The 18,633-nt window shown below is 35.2% G+C and carries 21 protein-coding genes; 14 read left to right on the plus strand and 7 right to left on the minus strand.

The window, feature by feature from the left end:
• The first annotated feature begins 57 nt into the window (after positions 1–57).
• Positions 58–666 (plus strand): tRNA-uridine aminocarboxypropyltransferase, encoded by a 609-nt coding sequence (locus BALOs_RS07600; protein WP_120404784.1) that lies wholly within the window; start codon positions 58–60, stop codon positions 664–666.
• A 23-nt stretch (positions 667–689) separates the two neighbouring features.
• Here the strand turns inward: BALOs_RS07600 and BALOs_RS07605 are convergent, their stop codons facing one another.
• From BALOs_RS07605 to BALOs_RS07615, 3 genes are all read right to left on the minus strand, one after another.
• Entirely contained in the window at positions 690–1,124 is a 435-nt protein-coding gene (locus BALOs_RS07605; protein WP_115362561.1) for a DNA starvation/stationary phase protection protein, read from the minus strand.
• A gap of 107 nt (positions 1,125–1,231) precedes the next feature.
• On the minus strand, positions 1,232–1,873 hold the full coding sequence (locus tag BALOs_RS07610; RefSeq protein WP_115362563.1) for a hemolysin III family protein: 642 nt from the start codon (positions 1,871–1,873) through the stop codon (positions 1,232–1,234).
• 77 nt (positions 1,874–1,950) lie between these two features.
• Positions 1,951–2,775: a hypothetical protein gene (locus BALOs_RS07615; RefSeq protein WP_120404785.1), complete on the minus strand. Its 825-nt coding sequence runs from the start codon at positions 2,773–2,775 to the stop codon at positions 1,951–1,953.
• A gap of 93 nt (positions 2,776–2,868) precedes the next feature.
• Between BALOs_RS07615 and BALOs_RS07620 the strand changes: the two genes are divergently transcribed.
• Entirely contained in the window at positions 2,869–3,345 is a 477-nt protein-coding gene (locus tag BALOs_RS07620; RefSeq protein ID WP_158536887.1) for a GreA/GreB family elongation factor, read from the plus strand.
• A 3-nt stretch (positions 3,346–3,348) separates the two neighbouring features.
• On the opposite strand, the gene BALOs_RS07625 is transcribed toward BALOs_RS07620, so the two are convergent.
• Positions 3,349–4,080, minus strand: coding sequence for an SOS response-associated peptidase family protein (locus BALOs_RS07625; RefSeq protein ID WP_120404787.1), 732 nt, complete (start codon positions 4,078–4,080; stop codon positions 3,349–3,351).
• 57 nt (positions 4,081–4,137) lie between these two features.
• On the opposite strand from BALOs_RS07625, the gene BALOs_RS07630 reads away from it, so the two are divergent.
• Together BALOs_RS07630 and BALOs_RS07635 are read left to right on the plus strand one after the other, a co-directional pair.
• A complete protein-coding gene (locus BALOs_RS07630) occupies positions 4,138–4,413 on the plus strand; it encodes an acylphosphatase (RefSeq protein WP_120404788.1) in 276 nt (91 codons plus the stop codon).
• Between the two features lie 81 nt (positions 4,414–4,494).
• On the plus strand, positions 4,495–6,120 hold the full coding sequence (locus BALOs_RS07635) for a S8 family serine peptidase (protein WP_120404789.1): 1,626 nt from the start codon (positions 4,495–4,497) through the stop codon (positions 6,118–6,120).
• On the opposite strand, the gene BALOs_RS07640 is transcribed toward BALOs_RS07635, so the two are convergent.
• A complete protein-coding gene (locus BALOs_RS07640) occupies positions 6,101–8,467 on the minus strand; it encodes a hypothetical protein (RefSeq protein WP_120404790.1) in 2,367 nt (788 codons plus the stop codon). The two genes, BALOs_RS07635 and BALOs_RS07640, sit on opposite strands and share 20 nt — an antisense overlap.
• Positions 8,464–8,925, minus strand: a complete 462-nt coding sequence (locus BALOs_RS07645; RefSeq protein ID WP_162929604.1) for a hypothetical protein — start codon at positions 8,923–8,925, stop codon at positions 8,464–8,466. The genes BALOs_RS07640 and BALOs_RS07645 overlap by 4 nt, the downstream gene beginning before the upstream one ends.
• Positions 8,926–9,007: 82 nt before the next feature.
• Between BALOs_RS07645 and BALOs_RS07650 the strand changes: the two genes are divergently transcribed.
• The 7 genes from BALOs_RS07650 (at position 9,008) to BALOs_RS07680 (ending at position 15,104) form a co-directional block, all read left to right on the plus strand.
• Positions 9,008–10,366 (plus strand): hypothetical protein, encoded by a 1,359-nt coding sequence (locus BALOs_RS07650; protein WP_162929605.1) that lies wholly within the window; start codon positions 9,008–9,010, stop codon positions 10,364–10,366.
• A gap of 141 nt (positions 10,367–10,507) precedes the next feature.
• Complete coding sequence (locus tag BALOs_RS07655; RefSeq protein ID WP_115362581.1) at positions 10,508–10,957, plus strand: hypothetical protein; 450 nt, start codon at positions 10,508–10,510, stop codon at positions 10,955–10,957.
• A 107-nt stretch (positions 10,958–11,064) separates the two neighbouring features.
• Entirely contained in the window at positions 11,065–12,057 is a 993-nt protein-coding gene (locus tag BALOs_RS07660) for a hypothetical protein (RefSeq protein WP_120404793.1), read from the plus strand.
• A 78-nt stretch (positions 12,058–12,135) separates the two neighbouring features.
• Positions 12,136–12,729 (plus strand): hypothetical protein, encoded by a 594-nt coding sequence (locus tag BALOs_RS07665; RefSeq protein WP_120404794.1) that lies wholly within the window; start codon positions 12,136–12,138, stop codon positions 12,727–12,729.
• A 99-nt stretch (positions 12,730–12,828) separates the two neighbouring features.
• Positions 12,829–13,491: a hypothetical protein gene (locus BALOs_RS07670; RefSeq protein ID WP_120404795.1), complete on the plus strand. Its 663-nt coding sequence runs from the start codon at positions 12,829–12,831 to the stop codon at positions 13,489–13,491.
• 84 nt (positions 13,492–13,575) lie between these two features.
• A complete protein-coding gene (locus BALOs_RS07675) occupies positions 13,576–13,764 on the plus strand; it encodes a hypothetical protein (RefSeq protein ID WP_115362590.1) in 189 nt (62 codons plus the stop codon).
• On the plus strand, positions 13,764–15,104 hold the full coding sequence (locus BALOs_RS07680) for a cytochrome P450 (protein ID WP_115362592.1): 1,341 nt from the start codon (positions 13,764–13,766) through the stop codon (positions 15,102–15,104). Before BALOs_RS07675 ends, BALOs_RS07680 begins: the two co-directional genes overlap by 1 nt.
• On the opposite strand, the gene BALOs_RS07685 is transcribed toward BALOs_RS07680, so the two are convergent.
• Positions 15,101–16,129, minus strand: a complete 1,029-nt coding sequence (locus tag BALOs_RS07685; RefSeq protein WP_162929606.1) for a DUF4056 domain-containing protein — start codon at positions 16,127–16,129, stop codon at positions 15,101–15,103. The two genes, BALOs_RS07680 and BALOs_RS07685, sit on opposite strands and share 4 nt — an antisense overlap.
• Positions 16,130–16,300: 171 nt before the next feature.
• Here BALOs_RS07685 and BALOs_RS07690 point away from each other — a divergent pair, with 171 nt between their 5' ends.
• The 3 genes from BALOs_RS07690 to BALOs_RS07700 all read left to right on the plus strand — a co-directional run bounded on the left by BALOs_RS07690 (position 16,301) and on the right by BALOs_RS07700 (position 18,459).
• Positions 16,301–17,227, plus strand: coding sequence for a hypothetical protein (locus BALOs_RS07690; protein ID WP_120404797.1), 927 nt, complete (start codon positions 16,301–16,303; stop codon positions 17,225–17,227).
• Positions 17,228–17,299: 72 nt separating this feature from the next.
• The gene (locus BALOs_RS07695) at positions 17,300–17,890 is read left to right on the plus strand and encodes a hypothetical protein (RefSeq protein WP_120404798.1); all 591 of its coding nucleotides are present in this window, start codon (positions 17,300–17,302) and stop codon (positions 17,888–17,890) included.
• A 17-nt stretch (positions 17,891–17,907) separates the two neighbouring features.
• Complete coding sequence (locus BALOs_RS07700) at positions 17,908–18,459, plus strand: hypothetical protein (RefSeq protein ID WP_120404799.1); 552 nt, start codon at positions 17,908–17,910, stop codon at positions 18,457–18,459.
• Positions 18,460–18,633 lie beyond the last annotated feature (174 nt).

Consider the following 18,633-nt stretch of genomic DNA (forward strand, 5'->3'; position numbering starts at 1 on the left):
AACTAATATTAAGACATTTTTCGAGTAAATGTGTCAATTCTATGATAGTTAAACAGCATGTCAAAACCACGCCGAAATACACGTGAATCACGTTGCCCAACTTGTCGCATCAATACACATTGGTGCTTTTGTGAGCATTTGAGTAGTTTTCACAATAACACTGAAGTCATTATCCCAATGCATTATACAGAGCGATGGCTAACGAGTAATACTGCATATTTTGCAACCCTTGTACTTAATAAATGTAAAATTATGGAAAGGGGAAATATGTATGACCCCTTTGATCCAAACGCCTTTGATTTCGAAGAAAATAATTATGTCTACTTATTTCCGACACAAGACTCACTACCTTTAAATGAGTTTGTGGCCGATCATCGAAAGACTTGTTTGGTTGTTCCGGACGGATCTTGGTCAAAAGCAAAGAAATTTCATAAAAGGGAAGATGTTCTAGCAAAAATGCCAAAATTTCATTTAATAGATGTTGGTGAGAGTATCTATGAATTAAGAAAGTCTCCAGGAGAGAACTTCTTATGTACTTATGAAGCAATTGCACACGCATTAAGTGTCTTAGAGGGAAGTGAAGTAAAAGATCATATGATGAATATATTTAAGGTCTTTGTGGAAAGAGTAAAAAAAAGCCGGAAAGGTGATTTCCGGCTCGATTGAAAAAATAGGATGTCGTAGTAATACTATTCGAGCATTGCTTTAAGTTGCCAGTTTTGCTTTTCTAGCCAAGCAACTTTGTCATCAGCATATGCTACTGTTGAAGCATCTCCTGCTTCGTCAGCAGTTCTTGATAATTCTTTAAATGCATTTAGGAAGTAGTCATTATCTTTTAAAATAATTTCTAATGACTCTTTACTAGTAAATGAAGACTCATTAGTTTCTTTAATACGACTAATCTCTAATGCATTGGCCATTGTTAGAACTGGTTTTTCACCAAGTTGTAATTGTCTTTCTGCAAGGTCATCAAAGATAACGGCGAACTCATTGTATAGAGTCTCTGTTAACTCGTGGATTGGAAGAAACATCATTCCCGTAACATTCCAGTGAATATTATGTAGCTTCATGAAATATACTTGGGCATCTGCTTGAATCAGTTTTAATTGGTTAATTGTATTCATACGTTCTCCTTTTTTGTTAACGTGATCAGTATAACAATAAGAATTATATGAATCCAATAAAGAATAAATGTCATGTAATAGTCAAAATCTATTGAAATTTAGGTTTATTAAACGTATGCATACACCGCGTAAAAGTGCGATGTAGTCCCTAGAAGAACACAAATATGCCATATTGCATGACCGAGATAAAGGCTTTCACGCAAGTAGAAGAGAACTCCACTCATGTAACACGCTCCACCAATAACGATCCATTTTAAGCAGTCAAAACTTAAGTTTGATTGAAGTTCATTTCGAATAACAAGAACCATCCAGCCCATAGCAAGACAAAGAACAATTGTTAAAACTTCAGATTTGTTAAATGCAAATAATTTAATGAGAATCCCGATAAAGGCCAAGGCCCAAATATTGATCATCATCCACATTCCGGTTTCACCGCGAATGGCCAGCATTAGAAATGGAGTATACGAGCCAGCAATTAGTAAATAGATACCAATATGATCCATGCGACGAAATATTTCTTTAAGTCTACGACTTCTTTTGCTGTCAAGGCCATGATAGAGAGTCGACATACTATAAAGAAAAGTGATGGAGAGTCCAAATACGCTATAGGCAAAAGTATGTAGACCTGTTTGGGCCTTCATGATCATCATGACAGTACCAACGACACCAAGGATTATACCAAGGCAATGGGTTGAAGAATTAATAATTTCTTCAAATTTTGAATAGAGTTCTCCGTCTCTCTCGTGCATATTAAAATTATAGCAGAAGTTAAGAAATTCTATAGGTAGGTTATTTATTCACTTAACATTTTCTTAAGTAAAAGTGTCTAAGTGTCTGTATTTGCAAACCAGCAAGGAAGCCTCTTGGAAAGGGCATTTTCGCCAATTTTTCCACTTTCATAAGGCATTAAGGCACTATTAACGATAATATCCATACGACATTGCATACTAGGATAACTATCCTTTGTCTCTTTCACCACGAGGTTATCAGGTGTATGAAATTGTGGAAGTACATCGTTATTTACATAATTGATGGCCAAGGTGAAATCACGAGCAACTTGCATTGTCTCAAAACAAAGTCTTTTATTTAATTTATCTTCTAGAAACTTTTCTTCACAAAGAGATGCGGCATATGGATTAAGCTCTAGAGGTGCATCGAAGTATTTAGGATACTTGGTAACAAATTTCTTATAACAACTATTGGCCGCAAAGAAATCTGATTGGCCTTCTGTGCTCATATGTTGCATTCCCTTAATTTTAATGCGGGGATATTCTCCTAGTAAATGCCCAACCTCATGACATGCTGTAAAGACAAAGGCCCTTTTGGTCATATCAGGCAGTCTTGCAAAGCCACCCCAGAAATTTACTTGATAAGTGTTATTCTTTTCTTCGTATTTGGCCCACGCACTAAAATAAGGAGTCTCCCAATCTAGTGTTGCAATAACCATCGTTCGCCCTTGGCGACGAGCTTCTGTTTGATATAGTTGAGTGACTGTGCTTGCTATGAAGTAAAAGTCTTGTTGCTTTATCTCAGAACCCAAATCCTCGTGAGCTAGTATCTGATATTCATGAGAATTTCGTTCTTTGCTCTTTATTGAGGCATCAGAGAACGAGGAAACCAGAAGAATTGATAAGAGAATGATAAACTTCATACCTGCCTTATACTTTCAATCTTTACCAAGGCATAAATAATTGAAAATAATACAGTCTTTTTAATATGATAAATATTGGATAATATGTTGGGTATGAAAAAAGAAACAGTAGCACAGGCCTTACTAGGTCATTTAAAAGATGAGTTTGAAAAGGCTCAAGAAGTTTATGAAAACTCACGTGGAGCTTCGCAAGAAGCTGATATGGCCCAAGAAGGTAAGTATGATACTCGCGCCATTGAGGCCGGTTATTTAGCAGGAGCCTTAAAAAAGCGTGTCGATGAGCTTGAAATTGACGTTAAAATGATTGAGGAGCTAATAGAAGAGCTTCCTCAAGGTAAGAAGGTTCAGATAGGCTCTCTCGTTGAGTTAAAATTTAATAATCAAACTCGTCATTACTTCATTACACCAACGGCAGGTGGAACCATGTTAAATGTTGACGGTAATGGACTTCTTGTTATCTCGGTTTTTTCTCCGATTGGAAACGAAGTTCTTGATCTTGAAGCTGGCGATATTTTTGATGTTGAAACGGGTGATATTACCCGAGAATACGAAGTTATCTCTGTAAATTAATCTTTAACTTGGCCATTCATAGCTAAACTTTTCGTTTTCTTGAGCGGCCAAGATCTCATATGCATCACTTGGGTTTAAGTCTCTTGGATTTAGCCAATCATCTATATATTCATGATTTAGAAATATAGGACAACGATCGTGTCCCATTATTTCAACTTCATTTGGTGGATCTGTTGTAATTATAGCAAAGGACTTAAATTTAACGCTTCCATCTGTAGACTGCCATTCATCCCACAAGCATGGCGCCCACATGAATTTATTATTTGTAGGTTTAAACTTTATTAGTGTTTTCTTATTATCTTTTAATACCCATTCATAGAATGCATCAAAACAAACAATGCCATGATTTCTCATAAATAGAGGTGACCATGTCTTTCTCTTTTCAAGTGAGTCGACTCTGGCGTTAAAGACATTAAATTTAGTTGGGATCTCTTCTGAAGAACCATTTGGCCTTATACGGTAGCGCATAGGAGAGATTAATCGCTTCTTTTCTTGTGCCGTTATAACACTCGTAAAATAATTCGGGTAGATGCGACCAAGTTCATCTGGGCCCTTAAAGTAGCTTCCACTTGGTTTTCTTTTTAAGTTTAATTGTTTCTTAATTTCATCTGCCCCAAGCTTTGATTCAAGCTCTTGCATGGCCTTAAATTGGTTGTAGGATAAGCGATCAAAATCCGCATTCATCGTCGATGAAACTCTTTTTAAGTCACTTGCCGCTTGGATAGAAAAACACATAGATAAACTTTAACATATTTAAATTATTCGTCGAAGTGGATATGATATACTTTGTTCATGATAAATAGAAGATATAGAATTGAAGGTAAGGTTCAAGGGGTATTCTTTCGAAAAAGTACTCTTGAATATGTTAACCACCATACGCCTAATATAACTGGTTATGTTAAAAACCTTAAGGATGGCAGTGTTGAAGTTTTGGCCTGTGGTGATCTCGAGGATATTAATAATTTAGAAGCTTTCCTAAAAGAAGGCCCTGAGACTGCAGAGGTTGAGAAAGTAACATTGATTGAACAGCCATCTGTTGCAAATTTCAAAGACTTTCAAGTTGGCTGAGATAGCTGTCTAAAAATTTATCTTTCACAGTAATCTCTACAATCAAATAGCATGAATCTCTGATAATGATATAAAGCATATATGAAAAAATGCTTATTTCCCCTTGTTGTCTTATTTAATATCAATACATTAGCTGTTGAGTGCCCAAGTCCAAAAGAAGTTATTGATGGTAGCTGGAAAACGATTTATCAATGCAATAATGGATCTCTTATTTCTTCTTATGAAATATATATGAAAACTGGCGCCCGTACAGGTCAGAAAACCTATGATGAATTGGGTAGAGAGACATCAAGTGATTCATGGAGTACAGATGGAATATATACATATCATTCGACTCATAATTATTTAGAAAATGGAAATTTTGTAAAATCAGTTTATGTAATTGAAGATGATAAAATCACAAATAAAATAAAAGAAAAAGCTGAGTACACTGGTGATCCACAAGATCCTACTTTAGTTAAGGACTGGGTCATTACTCAATCCTCATATCGCCAACAGGGAATAAGACACTATCGTGAACTCGAATATAAGCCGTATCGTATCGATGTTTTAAATAAACAGGGTGAAGTAACAAAGTATTATGAAGTCGTTTATAATATGAAAGCGCCCCTTGCTAATCTAGTAAGTGAGTTTAAGGCATATACACCTAATGGCAATCTTGTTGGAAGTTACCGTGAAGATGGAGAGTTTAGTGTTGCAAAACAATTAAAGAAGTTCAATTTATCAAAGTATGAATATGAAAGAAGATTAAACGTATTTAATGATAAGACTCGTGAGCCAGTCGTTATTATTGATACAGGCTTTGATATTATGCACCCTTCATTAACTCATAAATTATATAATTCACCATATGATATTGTTGGGGATGGTGTTGATAATGATGGCAACGGAAGAGTTGACGACTCATGGGGATGGCAAAGGCAAGACGATGCAGGCCTAAGTCTTTTACGTGATGATAATAATATTAGAGAAACACATTCTCTTGTTCATACTCCATATCCTGTATCTCACGGTACACATGTTGCGGCCCTTGCATTAAAGGATCTAGATAATTACGGACTAGTGGGATTTGCTGGTGATGTGGCAATTAGCGATCATTTGCAAATGGCCGGTGAGTATATAACAGATAAGAATGTTAAATTTGTAAATATGAGTTTTGCTATAGGCTTTCCTGGTGCACCAATGTCTGCACCTCGTGATTCATTTCATTTCCTAGAGAAAATCTTTGTCGACAACCCTGAGACGTTATTCGTTGTTGCAGCCGGAAATGGACGAGGAAGTCTTGATTTAGATTTAAAAGGTAATGATAATTATCCAGCAAGTTATGATTATGAAAATATGATCAAGGTTGGAGCGTTAAATACTTCTAAATTAGAAAAAGATAAAATGGACAGCTATAAGCCAGCAAGCTTTTCAAAGTATGGTAAAACAAAAGTTCAAATATTTGCTCCTGGCCAAGGTGTTGTATCAGCGCAATCTGGTGGCGGCACAATACCGTTAAATGGAACTTCTATGGCCGCTCCTTTTGTGACAAATATTCTTTTAAAGGCCCATCAATTAAACCCAAGCCTTTCACCACTAGAGCTTAAAGTGTTGTTATTAAAAACGGCCTACATACCAAAGAGTGGAAAACTTCCTTGTGAAAGTGGTGGGATTGTTAATCCCGATGCTTTCTATAAGGCCGTCCTTAAGGCGCGCGACCTTTAGATATTTGAGCAATTTGGCGTGATAGCTCTTTGATTTGTGCAATCTTTAGATCATTTATATCACCTGAGGCAATGAGTTCTCTTAATTCTTTTGCCTTAGGTTCAAGCTTATTTAATAAATCTCGTCGTTTTTCATTTTTTTGTTTCACATGGCCAAAAATCGTCTTCAGCTCTTGGCGAAGACCATTAAAATCATTTTTCGCCTTTGCTGCAATTGTCTGATTTATAAATCGATTAAGTACCTGTTGTGATTCTGGCGATACCATTGGTATGGTATGATAGACATCAGCATCTTTTACAATAACTGAGTAGTAGCCATTATTATCTTTTATTGCGGAAATAGCACTGTCGTTACCAATTTGAACTGTAAAACCTTTATTTTTTTCAGGAAATTTTAATGGAGCACTCTCAATATCAAATGCCATATTCATATTTAGAGAATCGTTTTGCGCGCGAAATCCTCTTGTGATACTTGAGATCACATTCGTTTTTCCTGATATCTGCTTAAGTGCCGATTCGGGGTCTGCATTACGAGTTATACTTCTTGCTACATGATAGATATCTTGTGAATGATTATAAACTTCTTCCATCGAAAAATAATTTGAATATGCCTTACCATCATGTAACTTTCCATCTTCTTTGCTATGTTTTACACGAAGATCATAAACAGACTCTCTACCTTTTGAACGGTTATACTCAAATTTTGCATGTCTGAATTCATGCGGAACAGTGTTTTGATGGTGACCTTGTAAAAGTTCATCTAGGTTTGAAAAATTGAATGATACGGCCCTTGTTCCTCTATTTGATTGTCCAGCGGCTCCAACGTATGTATCAGGGTAGAATAGGATTTTTTGTCTAAAGTCATCATTTCTAAAACGTTGAAGCTTTAAAACACCTGGATGATTGCGATCTGCTGCATATTGATTAAATTGAAGGGCCTTTGTTCTTATTTCGCGCTCTTCATTTGTTTTCTCATCTTTAACTTTTCTCTTTAAAGTAATTACTCTTACTGCAAAACCTTCTTCATTTAATTTAGAAGCAAGATCTTCAATTTCTTTATCTCCAGGACTTTTCATCGCTCTTTGCAAATATGGAGTCGTAGGTAATGACTGTCTTTTCTCATTACCGATTTTTAAAAGTGCACTTTGTAGGCCTTTTGCAGATAAGAACATATTTTCAGGGCCTTTTTCACTTCGATAAAGAACTTTCTTCATTCTCATCATTGCTTCAGGTGCGATGATTAAGTTACTTAGCTTCGATTCTTCAAGTAGCTTTAATAATTGCTTAGCAGCAGGAGTACTTGATTTTAAAAGGTCATCTTTTGTAACCACTAGTCTGTCTGAGTTTTTTCCATCAATAGTGATCGTATCTTTTCGAGTTGGTATACCAAGCTTTCTTGTCACACCTTCAATTACGGAAACAGCATTATTTGAGAGTCGATTAATATCTTTTGGATTCTGCTCAACACGTCGAGCATATGTTAGTTCAAGACGAGAGAGTAGGTTTGCCTCATGCTTAAAAGGCATTGTCGTATTGGCCGTTTCTTCATCATAATTATTAAATTCTGATTTATTATCGTCTAATTCATTTTTTGATAATAGCGTACTATCTAGCTCTTCATTATGAGCATTATCCGCTCTTTTTGATATTGAAGAAATCGTTCTACCTCGATTAATAAGAAATTTTGCAACCTTGGCCATAACGATAGCTGGCGGTATTAAAACAGAGCCTGCAAATTGGCAAAGGGCCTGTGTTCTTGCAGCAGGGTTTAAACATGCGTAATTTTCTTGCATAGAAAAATACATTTCTTCTAGCATATTATAAATGACTTTTCCCATTGTGCCGGAAAAGTGTTTAGCGGCATTCATATAATGAATTGGTCCCCAGCCATCTGTTTCACTTAAAGAGCGAGACCATTCCATAGCAAGAAAATGCTTTGCACTTTCCATTGTATTAACAAGTTCTTCATTTTTTTCTTGTCTAGTTTCAGAGTCAATAGCGTATTCAATAACAGAGCCGATAAACTTCATGAATTCAACAGCAGATCCCCATAGACCTTTTAAGCATGAGATAAATTCAACCCCTGCATTTGTGTCTACAATTAAACTAGGGTCACATTGCCTTTTTCTTTCTGCCTCTATATTTTCACATGCAGGGGAGCTTGTAACGATCTCACAAAGTGCTCTTTCGTTTGTTTGGTCGAGTATATCAAGGTCTCCAAATTCAAGACAGCGAGTTTCAATTACATTTAGATCTAGCTCATAGTTACTTGTAGGAACAAAGGCGAGTGTTGATTGCGCCAATAAAGCTATAATTAAAGTGGATACAATAGTGAGTTTGATTCTCATTTATTTGTCTCCTCAATATAATTTAGCTTTTTCTTAAAATCGTTAATATCTTCTTTGGTTAGTTTTTTTTGAGATGTAATCATCGTGATGATGGACTTATTCTTTGATAAGATGTGAATCTCTTTAAAGAATGTTTTCACACTTCTTGAATTAAGATAGCTTCCATTATTATCAATTCTAATTTCATCTTTATTCTTTTGAAACTTAAGGGATGATGTTTGAAAGTTTGAGAAATCTGCATACTTTAAAATCTTATTTCTACGTGCAAGATATGATTGAACTTTTTCTTTGTTGTAGTTTTCTATTTTATTTTTACTATTTTTGACTTCAACGCTTATTCGTTTTGATCCATTTTTCCAAATATCAATATTGTCAAAAGAGAGGTCTTTAACCCAACTGCCATTTGCATATAGTTGAAATTGAAAAAGTATAAATATCTTTATTAGTAAAAATCTCATAACCATATGAAATTTATCGGCTTTTTATTAAGAAAAATTTAATTTTCTAGACGCAGACTTGATGCCGATATATTCTATTGATATGAGTCAGGCCATCAAAAAGGTTTCAAGTTCTATTCGTAGTATTTTCAAGCCTTTATCGCTATTTATCGTTGTTATTTCCTATTTATTAATAGGTCAAGCTGTTGAATATCTCTATGGCCCTAAAGTATCGCAGTCTCTTGTGCTAAGTGGACCTTTCTATTTGTTCTTACTTACTGCAGTTAGTTTATCCTTATTATTAAATTTAATTAGAAAGCTTATAAGAAAAGAATTTTCTTGGCCTAGTTTACTTGTACATATTGGACTAATTGGATTGTTCACAGTCAGTTCTATCTCAAATATTGAAGGTCCATATAAGAATATTCAAGCAAGCTTAAAACTTAAAACTGGTGAATCTACTAACGAAGCGAAGCTTGAAAAATTTGAAATCTCCATTCTAAATAGAAATACAAAAGAGAAAGTTTTTGTCGATATTAATTACTCCCTTCGCCCACAAGGCTTAAATCTTGATTTTGGGCCGACATATCTACTGACCTATCTTCCATTTAGTCAAAGGACCTATAATCTACGTGATGCCCAGGGAGAGGTAAGTGCCATTATTGAAGTCCTAGATAAGAAGTCTAGAGAAACTAAGAAACATCTACTATCTACAAATAATTATGATTATGAGAACTTCTTTGTTTCAAATAATCGAGAGATCTTTCTTTATAATCAAGAGAAGTTAAATTGTTTATTGAACCTAAGTAATATTAATCCTTCATGTATCGTTATGCTAAGGAGGCGATCATTAAATGATCTAAAGAATGATTTATGCAAAGAGGGCAATTATCTAATCACTAAAAGTGGATTCATCTCTCTTGCCGATTCATGTCGATTAAATGAAGTAATGGATCGCTTAATTATCGATGATAAGATCGTATCCCTTGTTAAGTACTATACTGACAAGCAGCTAGAAGAGGATTATCACTATAAACGAGACCTTGGCCTTGATAGGACTGATGTTATTAAATATATCGAAAAGCAAAGTCCAAAGCATGTACGTTTTATTAAACCAGGTCAAGATCAAGAGATCATTGATGTGGCCGGCGATTTTCACGATATGAGCTTTCAATATAAAAGCTATAAACTACCTTTTAACATTAATTTCCAAGAGCTAAGTGGTAACAAAGCGAAATTGGTATTAAATGGGAAGGAATATACTTTAGAAAAAGGTGATCTGGTAGAGACTCTAGACTATTATATTAGATTAAATAACCTGGACTCTAAGGCCCGTGAAGCTAAGGTGTCAGTTTTTAGAGATCAGCTAAGGTCCACAAAAACAACGTTCTTTTTAATCTTTTGCCTAGGTTTGATCCTCTTTACATTTTCTTTCACAAGAGAGCGCATGACATCGAAATGAGTTATTGCAAAGATCTGATTTTCTTAATTTAGTACAACTCTATTTTTAACCTTTCTTAAACTGACCTCTTCATTTTCCCTCGATATAAGATTGTTCAATAAAATTACAACTTTTTAACAATTGAGGATAAAGGGAGAATTTATGAAGAACTTAGTTTTAATTACATGTGCACTATTTTCACTAACGGCATTTGGGAAGATGCAACAATCAAGCGTTATTATCGATTCATTTGATACAGAGGATAAAGCTAAGGAATCGTGCCTAATGGCAGAAGTGGAATATGATGAACTTAAAGACATAAAGGTTGATGGCCTTGCTTTTGAATTTATTATTGCTCAAAGTAAAAAGAGCTGGGACTGTCGAGTAAGAGCAACCCTAGATAGCTATGACCAAGTATTAGCAAAAAAGACTCTTAAGCAGAAACTTACAACTGATTATGACAAGTCTTATACAGAATGTATGAAAATGAGAAATAGAATCATTAATACAACTCTAGGATACGTATTTGGTGATGTAGACTTCTATAAAGAAGGTGGATTCTTAAAGAAGAAAAAGCACGTATGTGAATTTAATTTTATCGTTGTTGAGTAATCAGCGCGCATAAAGGAAGACAGTAGTTTTGTGAGGAGACTGCTGTTTTCCTATAATTTTTCTAATTCCTTTTGCATTTCTTTAAATTTATTCTATAAGTTCATTTAATGAAATATATCTCACTAATAATACTTACACTTCTCCAATATGGACTTGCCTCTAATAACCTAAATTTAGGTAAGAATGTTACTGTTTCTGGTATCTCTTCAGGTGGCTATTTTGCCCATCAATTTCATATAATCAATAGTGGATTTGTAAATGGCGCAGCTATCTTTGCAGCTGGCCCTTTTTATTGTGCTAGAGGAAATGCAATTACAGCAATGAACACCTGTATGGAAGGTAAACTTGTTAGTGGCACTTCTTTATTTTCATACCAATATATAAATACTCTCCAGTTTAGTGGGCTAATTGATCCTGCCTTTAATCTTAAGGATGACAAGGTTTTCTTATTCTCTGGAGTTCTAGATAAAGTGGTTCATCAAAAAGTGACAAATGAGTTAAATAGTCTCTATGAATTACTAGGTGTTAAAGAACTTAAATACGTAAAGGATCTTCAGGTTGCTCACACACTTCCAACTTTAGACCAAGGTGGAGAATGCACAAAGTCGCAGACGCCTTTTATCGGAAATTGTAATTATAATGGTGCGCTAGAGTCACTACGTACTCTTTATCCAGATAGACGAAAAGAAAACAATGTCTTAGGCGGTACACTTACTAAAGTTAGTCAGGGAAAATACTTCTCTTCTTTTGACATTGGACTATATAGGCCACTTCTTATGGAAGATGCATATATGTATATCCCAAAGTATTGTAAAGATCATCAATGCGAACTTCATATTGCCTTTCACGGTTGTAAGCAGTCGCTAGATGATATTGGAACTGACTATATTGATAAGTCAGGTTTTATAGAAGCCTCTGAAGAGCTTGGACTTGTCGTTCTTTTCCCTCAGGCCAAAAAGTCATTATCAGACTTTCAAAATCCTAACTCGTGCTGGGACTGGTGGGGATATTCAGGTATGGATTACTCTGTTCGCACTGGCCAGCAAGTACGTATTATTACTGATATGGTCAAAGACCTGCTCAATAAAAATATGCAATAATTACATAAATTCTATTAACACCTTGTCTGCTTGTTTCACCATGGTAAATCCAATTAACTACAAAATAGGAGTATCCCCATGAAGACACTAGTAGCAGCATTTGCTATCTTTCTAGCTTTTGGCACGCAAGCGGCTGATTATTCAGTTAATTTTAAGCAACTTTCAACTTATTCAAATGATTATAAAATTGCAAAAATTAAAGAAGCGCGTTTTCAAGTAATGGCCACAAGTAAAGGTGGAATCCTTCGTTATTGTTATAAGGATTATGAGTCAAACTTCCCATACGCTCCACAAAAGAATCCATATTATTTAAGCCAAAATCTAACTTTCGAGACACAAGAAACAACAATAAAATTCGCTAAATTAATTCCACTATTTAATAAGTTTAAAGACGAACTTCAATCTGATCTAAAACTAGGTTGTAGCACTGATGTGTATCTTTCTGGCCTTGTCGTTTCAGAGCTTGAGGATGGATCAGAAGCGCATTCTGACTTCACAGTTTACTTCAAGGACAATAAAGTAGTAATGACAGCAAGCTCATATCAAGTTGAATTAAAGGCCTCAGAAACGCTTGTAATAGATCTTATACCAACCGTATTTTATGGAAAAAATTGGCAAAAACGCTGGGCCGATCTTGATCCTGCTGTTGGAAATCCACAATCAAATTATTAAATAATCATGGCCTCTTAATTATAGAGGCCTCTTTGTTCCGATACCTTTTTCATACATACTTGTAACAATTGGCACATGTGGTAAATATATCTCATTGATATGATCATAAGAGCTCTTATTCTATATTTACTGTGCTTTCTAGCATCAAACTCATATTCTAATACAGATGACAGGGATCTCTCTATTAATTTCGAATACTATGAAACCTTTGTTAACCGCTATCATATTAAGGAGATTATTGAGGCCAGAGCACAAATAGTTACAGTAACGAAAGATGGGCCTTTTACGAGATTCTCTAAAGAAAATTGTCATCAATCCTATTATAATCGCTTTGATAAGAATGAGCGTTTTCGTCCATATACTTTAAAAAATAATTTCAAAATTTCGCTGGAGCGAAACACAAGTGTAAACTTAGGCTCAATTGTTGAAAAACTAGATCAGCATAGAAGTGTGCTTAAATCACTTATAAAAAGTAGCTGTAAAATAGATTCGTATATTACTGTACTATTAAAAGGTTTATTAAAAAACGGACATGAATTTCGATCTGATTTTACAATAATTCTTAAAAGGCTAAATAGAACTCATCCAGATCTATATCTATTAATTAAAGATAAGAGAGAAAAAATATCTTCAAAGGATCTCAATCAGGCCATTCTTGGCCCGACTCTTCTAACTCGTGAGAATATGTGGAACGGTGTTTGGTCAGAACTCGACCCATTGGCACCTCACTTGCAAATTAATACTCCATTACAACTTAATTAGCGCAATTCACTAGTGATATTGCCCTAGACAGTGTTCATTTATTAGACAAATGATTGCTGCTTAGACGTATTTGGAGACTCTCTTATGAAAAAGACGTTATCGATTTTTGCTCTTGTGGGACTTATGCATATAAGTGCAAGTGCTGCTTTTTCAATTGCTGATCAAGCAATGGATAGTACTAAGTATGAACTCCCAAAAACGAAAGAGAAAGCTGGCCGAGATGTCGCAGACACCGGAAAGAAAGTTATTCGTGTAAAGGGGAGAGATAAGTAGTGACAAGAATCCCAAGCTTAAAGGCATATCCTATTATTGGAAGTATTGGAGAGTTAAATTTTAAAGAGTGTCTCTTTGAGCAACTAACAGATCGAACATATGATCTTGGGGACTCATTTCGTTTTAAATTATTCCATAAAGATGTCTTAGTTGTTTCTGAGCTTGAGAGCTTTAAAGAAGTTATTGTAAAGAAGAGAAATACATTCTTAAAGGGCAGCACTCTTAATGAAATAAAGCATATCAATAAAGGTAGGCCATCCATATTAGATGCTGATGGCGAAAGCTGGCAGAAGTTAAGAGCAGAGTTAATCCAATTCTTCACACCGAAGATTCTTGAGGGACTATATTCAATAGCAAATAATAGACTTGAAAAACAACTTCCTCTATTTGGTGAGAAGGCCTGTGTAAGAGATGTAGAAGTTCTCATGGGAAAATTGGCCTTATCAATTACAAGTGAATTCTTTATCGAGCATGATTTTAAAATATCAAAAGAAGAAATAACTAATCCAAAAGCAGAATGTGACAGCTTTTATTATTTTCAAAAATTTCTCATTGCTGAATTAACTAAGAGAATGAATTATGGCCCATTGTGGAAGTATCTTCCAACAATTAGTAATTTACGTTTTTCCAAATTCATCAAAGAAGGAAAAGACTTTGTTAGACAAAAAGTTGAAAAAGGAACAGAGAATTATACCTTGATTACCTATCTCAAAGATCAATGGGTTGATACAGAGTCTATCATTGGTCAGATATATGGCCTTGTCGGCGCTTCATTTGAGTCTACAGCGGTTTCATTAACTTGGGCACTTTACTTTCTAGCGCAAAACCAAAAGCTTCAACAGGATTTGTATGAAGAGCTTAAAAATTATGATTTAAAAGATACGAAATCCTTTATTGATAATGAATTACTTCAAACATATGTGGATGAAACTTTAAGGTTAAGGCCAGCATTTCCAATTCTTTTTAGAGAGGCCTGTGAAGATGCTCAAATTAACCAAGATGAGAAAGTTATCGATGTTAAAAAAGGTACGATCGTATTTACGTTATTAGGTAAGATCCTAAATAATAAGAAAGTATGGGGAAGTGACCATAATGAATTTAATCCACAACGATTCAATAATCTAACAAATGAACAAAAGAAGTCTTATATTCCTTACTCTACAGGTACTAGGACATGCCTTGGGCGTGAGATGGCAAATATTGAGGTCAAAATTATCTTGGCCCATCTCATAAAGAACTTCGTTGTCACACCAGCATGTGATCTAAGTCTAGTGAAGCCAAAGCAGAAATTTGTTTTTAGTAGCGACCGAGCAATTGATTTAGAATTTACGAGACGTTAATACTGTAAAAGAGCATTTCTGTCGTAGTAATTTAAGATATCTCTTTCAACCGCTTCAATGAGTGTTTCGTAATCGCGCTCAATTATGATTTTGCCATCGGTTGATCCGGCATCTTTTAGGATCTTTTTGGCCTGCTTGATTTTAGGTTTGATTTCAATAGATACGAGACCTTTGTTTTCACCAAAGAAATGTGCTTTGCGCTCTTGTGTCGACTGACAGCCTGATACACTATCGTTAGTTACAAGAAGAGGTGATAAGGTATCAGACTTCTTACCTATATTTGTTTGCTTATAGAGAAAGTATGTAAAGATCGATCGTCTTTTATAGAACTCTCCTTTTACACTTTTTGTTATTTTCTTAGTAAGCTTCCTCGATACTCGCTCAAGTTCTCCATTTTCCTGATTTAACATCTTGTCTAGCTCAACAGTCATGGCCTGGTCATAGCTTAGCTTCTTATTCTTTAAGGCCCGGCCTGCTGCTTCAATACCAATTAAGTGAGAATAGATATCCTCATATGAGAAACCTGACATTTTCTCAGCATTTTTAATCTTTAATGCAGACCATCCATACCAAGTCGTAAACTCATGCCAAGTAAGAATATTATGGGCCATATACTGGGCCGTTTCTATAATTTCATCTTCATTCAGATTTAAGTGTGGCAATTTTGCGATAATAGAGCTTGGCCCTTGTGCTTTTAGCGCCATTTCCTTTGAACCATTTTTAATGGCCTCTTTTATTTTACTCACGTAGAAAGCAGTATAGTCACTGCCGGTTCTTAAGTGAGCGATATCAATAAATCCACCACGACATGTGTATATTAATCCTCGGTCTTCTTCCTTCTTACTTTCGAGATAGCTGTGTTGACCAAGATCATCATCAGCTCTTGAGTAGATAAAGAAAGGAAAAGGAAGGGCCCCAATACGCATCTGAGGCTCTGTCTGGGCCTGTTGTTGTGTAAGGTCCAAACCAAAGGCCTGAGTTGATAATAGCGCGATTAAAATAGGATAGAGAATTCGGTTCTTCATAGCTTTTTCTACCATTTTCAAGGTCTTTTATGGGCAAAAGAGGAAATATTTATACTCTATGTTCATTTTCTATATAGGGGCCAAGCTATGCTAAATCGGTTAACTTTCTTTACCAGCATTTTAGCTTTCTTAATTTTCTTCTATGTGAGAGTAAAATGTAGAGTATTGTTTATGAAATCGAAATATATCTTAACAATGCTATTTGCCTGCTTTCAATTATCTTCTTTCGCTCTAGAGGTTGATAGTTTTACCCATCGACATGTGCCTTTACTAGACTCTTTAGATAAGCTTGATATCTACCTCAATAAGGCCTTGGAAGATGCTATAAAGGAAGCTAATCACGCTGATGATATCTTTGGCAATATTTGTCACAAAGGGACATTACGAAGAAAAGTGAAGAAGAACTTAGTGGCCTCCCTTAGAGGTTTATTTGTTGCTAATCCCTTACAAGTCTATATTGATAAGGGGAAATTAGGAGATGGATACTCTGTTGAGACAAAAAAGAGTGAATCGGTATACCAATATATTCCTCTTATTTATAAACCTGTACTGAAGCTTACCCCTTATTCACCACTTATTTTGACTAATAATGCCTATATTGGAAGCGATAAATTTAGTCATATGTTTAATATTGGATATCTATATTATCTAAAACATATCCGTCACGGACAAAGTATTAAAGAAATACTCAAATATGGTAAGAGGTCTGAGTCCATTACCTGGGGAGGTTTCTTTAATGGAATCATCTCAAATGGTGATCTCGTGGCAAATTTTCAAGGGCTGCGCTTCTTTATGAAGCTCTTTGGTAAGGGAGTTGATCCTTTAACTGGTGAAAGTTATGAAGGCCTGGCCGTTATAAAATGTGTCCAAGGTGAATTTAAGAAAGTTAAAGAGATAAGCTTTATCGACTATGTTGATGATGGAATGGATGAAGGCCTAAACTGTAATTCATATACAAATGGCTTTATGAGAAAGCAAATTAAGAAGCATTTGGATAATATTGGTATGGAATGTCCTGTGGAGCCAGATCGCTGTGAGGCCTTGGGAGATAAGTATGAAAAGTATTCAAAGTATCTCCTGCATAAGGACTGTCGTTAATTAAAGCTTAAGATTTCTTAAAACAAGATACATCGACTTGTGTGGCACATGTAACATGTCGATGTGTTACTTATGCAAAGAAAAATCTCATTTCCTACATTATTTCTCATCTACTTATTAAGTTGCGCTTTTTCTTGTTCCAGTAATAAAGAGCAAAGTGATACAAAAGCAAATACACGCTCACTCAGTTCTGTGGAAGGCAAGGTTGAACAAGAATATCAGGAGCTTGATCAGGATTGGCATGATAGGGGAATGGTTGCCAAAGACAATATCGAGCGCATTAAAGATAAGAGAACTCTCCAGGACTTGTGTATTAAAGACTTTGAAAGAAGCTTCTTCTTTCATGCTATACCTGAACATAACGAGGCCATTCGTGGAACCCAAGAAGATGGGATTGTTTACGCTTTAAATATTCTTCATAGTAGCGAACAAGTAAGAGATTATCGATTACTGAAAGTAACTCTTATTAACTTTTACTATAATCATGATAGCGAACTTGTTAAAGTTGATGTGCCGCTACTTGCTCGTGGCTGGAGGGTGCAAATGTCCTCTAGGAGACCAGGTGGTTTTGTGATCGATAATTCAAGGTGCTACTATTTTATCAATACTGTTAATCCATTTGAGTCAGGTGTCCTATCAATTAACAATGGTAAAGATATCTAAGGAATATGGAGTAAATAATGTCATATACTGATCTATGTAATGAATATAAGAAATCAAGAGAGCTCTTTTTTAAGACTCATGATGATGCTACAGAGTTTGCAACGACTGTGTTCAATGGTTTTCGTTCGTACTTAGGCCTTGGTGAGAACGAATATGATCTCATAAAGCTTGTTCCAACCTTACAACTTGAACCTGATGAGGAAGAGGAATATTTCTCACCAATAGATGAGGATATTTCTTACACTCCTCATGGTGCCGTTAAATTGGCTGACAACGATTACTGGATCTTTTCGATCTTGCTTAGGCTCCATATTGATGGAAATAAGAATATGCAGCCAGCAGAAAATATCAAATTTGATATCAGCTATAAAAAAGTCAAAGACACGATCTATTTTAAATACGTCCAAGACAACCAAGATATGCAGATCCAAATAGGAGAGTTAGAGTCTTATTTAAAAAAGAATGTTTATTCAAATATGGAGAAAACCATTATGGAATTCTACCAAAGCCAAGTGAAATTCTTTTTACATGATCGAAGTGTTGAGAGGAAGATTGGTCTCATTGCTTAAATTATTGGCAATAATTATTAAATTCAATAATGTGCTTTTGAAGTTAATTCTTGAGCATAAATTAAATGAAGCTTGATAACATGTAAAAATCTCATTGCCTAAAATAAACCACATATTTTTCAAAAGAAATCTTTGTGTCGTAAATGGTTACTTCCTTCATAATTAAAACTGTAT

This window comes from Halobacteriovorax sp. BALOs_7 (genome assembly GCF_003612895.1).
Classification (GTDB): domain Bacteria; phylum Bdellovibrionota; class Bacteriovoracia; order Bacteriovoracales; family Bacteriovoracaceae; genus Halobacteriovorax_A; species Halobacteriovorax_A vibrionivorans.

What these genes read in the sequence shown, in the direction of transcription:
- BALOs_RS07600 (WP_120404784.1), top strand. Translation starts at nt 58, where the DNA reads ATGTCAAAACCACGCCGAAATACACGTGAATCACGTTGCCCAACTTGT.
- BALOs_RS07605 (WP_115362561.1), bottom strand. Translation starts at nt 1,124, where the DNA reads ATGAATACAATTAACCAATTAAAACTGATTCAAGCAGATGCCCAAGTA.
- BALOs_RS07610 (WP_115362563.1), bottom strand. Translation starts at nt 1,873, where the DNA reads ATGCACGAGAGAGACGGAGAACTCTATTCAAAATTTGAAGAAATTATT.
- BALOs_RS07615 (WP_120404785.1), bottom strand. Translation starts at nt 2,775, where the DNA reads ATGAAGTTTATCATTCTCTTATCAATTCTTCTGGTTTCCTCGTTCTCT.
- BALOs_RS07620 (WP_158536887.1), top strand. Translation starts at nt 2,869, where the DNA reads ATGAAAAAAGAAACAGTAGCACAGGCCTTACTAGGTCATTTAAAAGAT.
- BALOs_RS07625 (WP_120404787.1), bottom strand. Translation starts at nt 4,080, where the DNA reads ATGTGTTTTTCTATCCAAGCGGCAAGTGACTTAAAAAGAGTTTCATCG.
- BALOs_RS07630 (WP_120404788.1), top strand. Translation starts at nt 4,138, where the DNA reads ATGATAAATAGAAGATATAGAATTGAAGGTAAGGTTCAAGGGGTATTC.
- BALOs_RS07635 (WP_120404789.1), top strand. Translation starts at nt 4,495, where the DNA reads ATGAAAAAATGCTTATTTCCCCTTGTTGTCTTATTTAATATCAATACA.
- BALOs_RS07640 (WP_120404790.1), bottom strand. Translation starts at nt 8,467, where the DNA reads ATGAGAATCAAACTCACTATTGTATCCACTTTAATTATAGCTTTATTG.
- BALOs_RS07645 (WP_162929604.1), bottom strand. Translation starts at nt 8,925, where the DNA reads ATGAGATTTTTACTAATAAAGATATTTATACTTTTTCAATTTCAACTA.
- BALOs_RS07650 (WP_162929605.1), top strand. Translation starts at nt 9,008, where the DNA reads ATGAGTCAGGCCATCAAAAAGGTTTCAAGTTCTATTCGTAGTATTTTC.
- BALOs_RS07655 (WP_115362581.1), top strand. Translation starts at nt 10,508, where the DNA reads ATGAAGAACTTAGTTTTAATTACATGTGCACTATTTTCACTAACGGCA.
- BALOs_RS07660 (WP_120404793.1), top strand. Translation starts at nt 11,065, where the DNA reads ATGAAATATATCTCACTAATAATACTTACACTTCTCCAATATGGACTT.
- BALOs_RS07665 (WP_120404794.1), top strand. Translation starts at nt 12,136, where the DNA reads ATGAAGACACTAGTAGCAGCATTTGCTATCTTTCTAGCTTTTGGCACG.
- BALOs_RS07670 (WP_120404795.1), top strand. Translation starts at nt 12,829, where the DNA reads ATGATCATAAGAGCTCTTATTCTATATTTACTGTGCTTTCTAGCATCA.
- BALOs_RS07675 (WP_115362590.1), top strand. Translation starts at nt 13,576, where the DNA reads ATGAAAAAGACGTTATCGATTTTTGCTCTTGTGGGACTTATGCATATA.
- BALOs_RS07685 (WP_162929606.1), bottom strand. Translation starts at nt 16,129, where the DNA reads ATGAAGAACCGAATTCTCTATCCTATTTTAATCGCGCTATTATCAACT.
- BALOs_RS07690 (WP_120404797.1), top strand. Translation starts at nt 16,301, where the DNA reads ATGAAATCGAAATATATCTTAACAATGCTATTTGCCTGCTTTCAATTA.
- BALOs_RS07695 (WP_120404798.1), top strand. Translation starts at nt 17,300, where the DNA reads ATGCAAAGAAAAATCTCATTTCCTACATTATTTCTCATCTACTTATTA.
- BALOs_RS07700 (WP_120404799.1), top strand. Translation starts at nt 17,908, where the DNA reads ATGTCATATACTGATCTATGTAATGAATATAAGAAATCAAGAGAGCTC.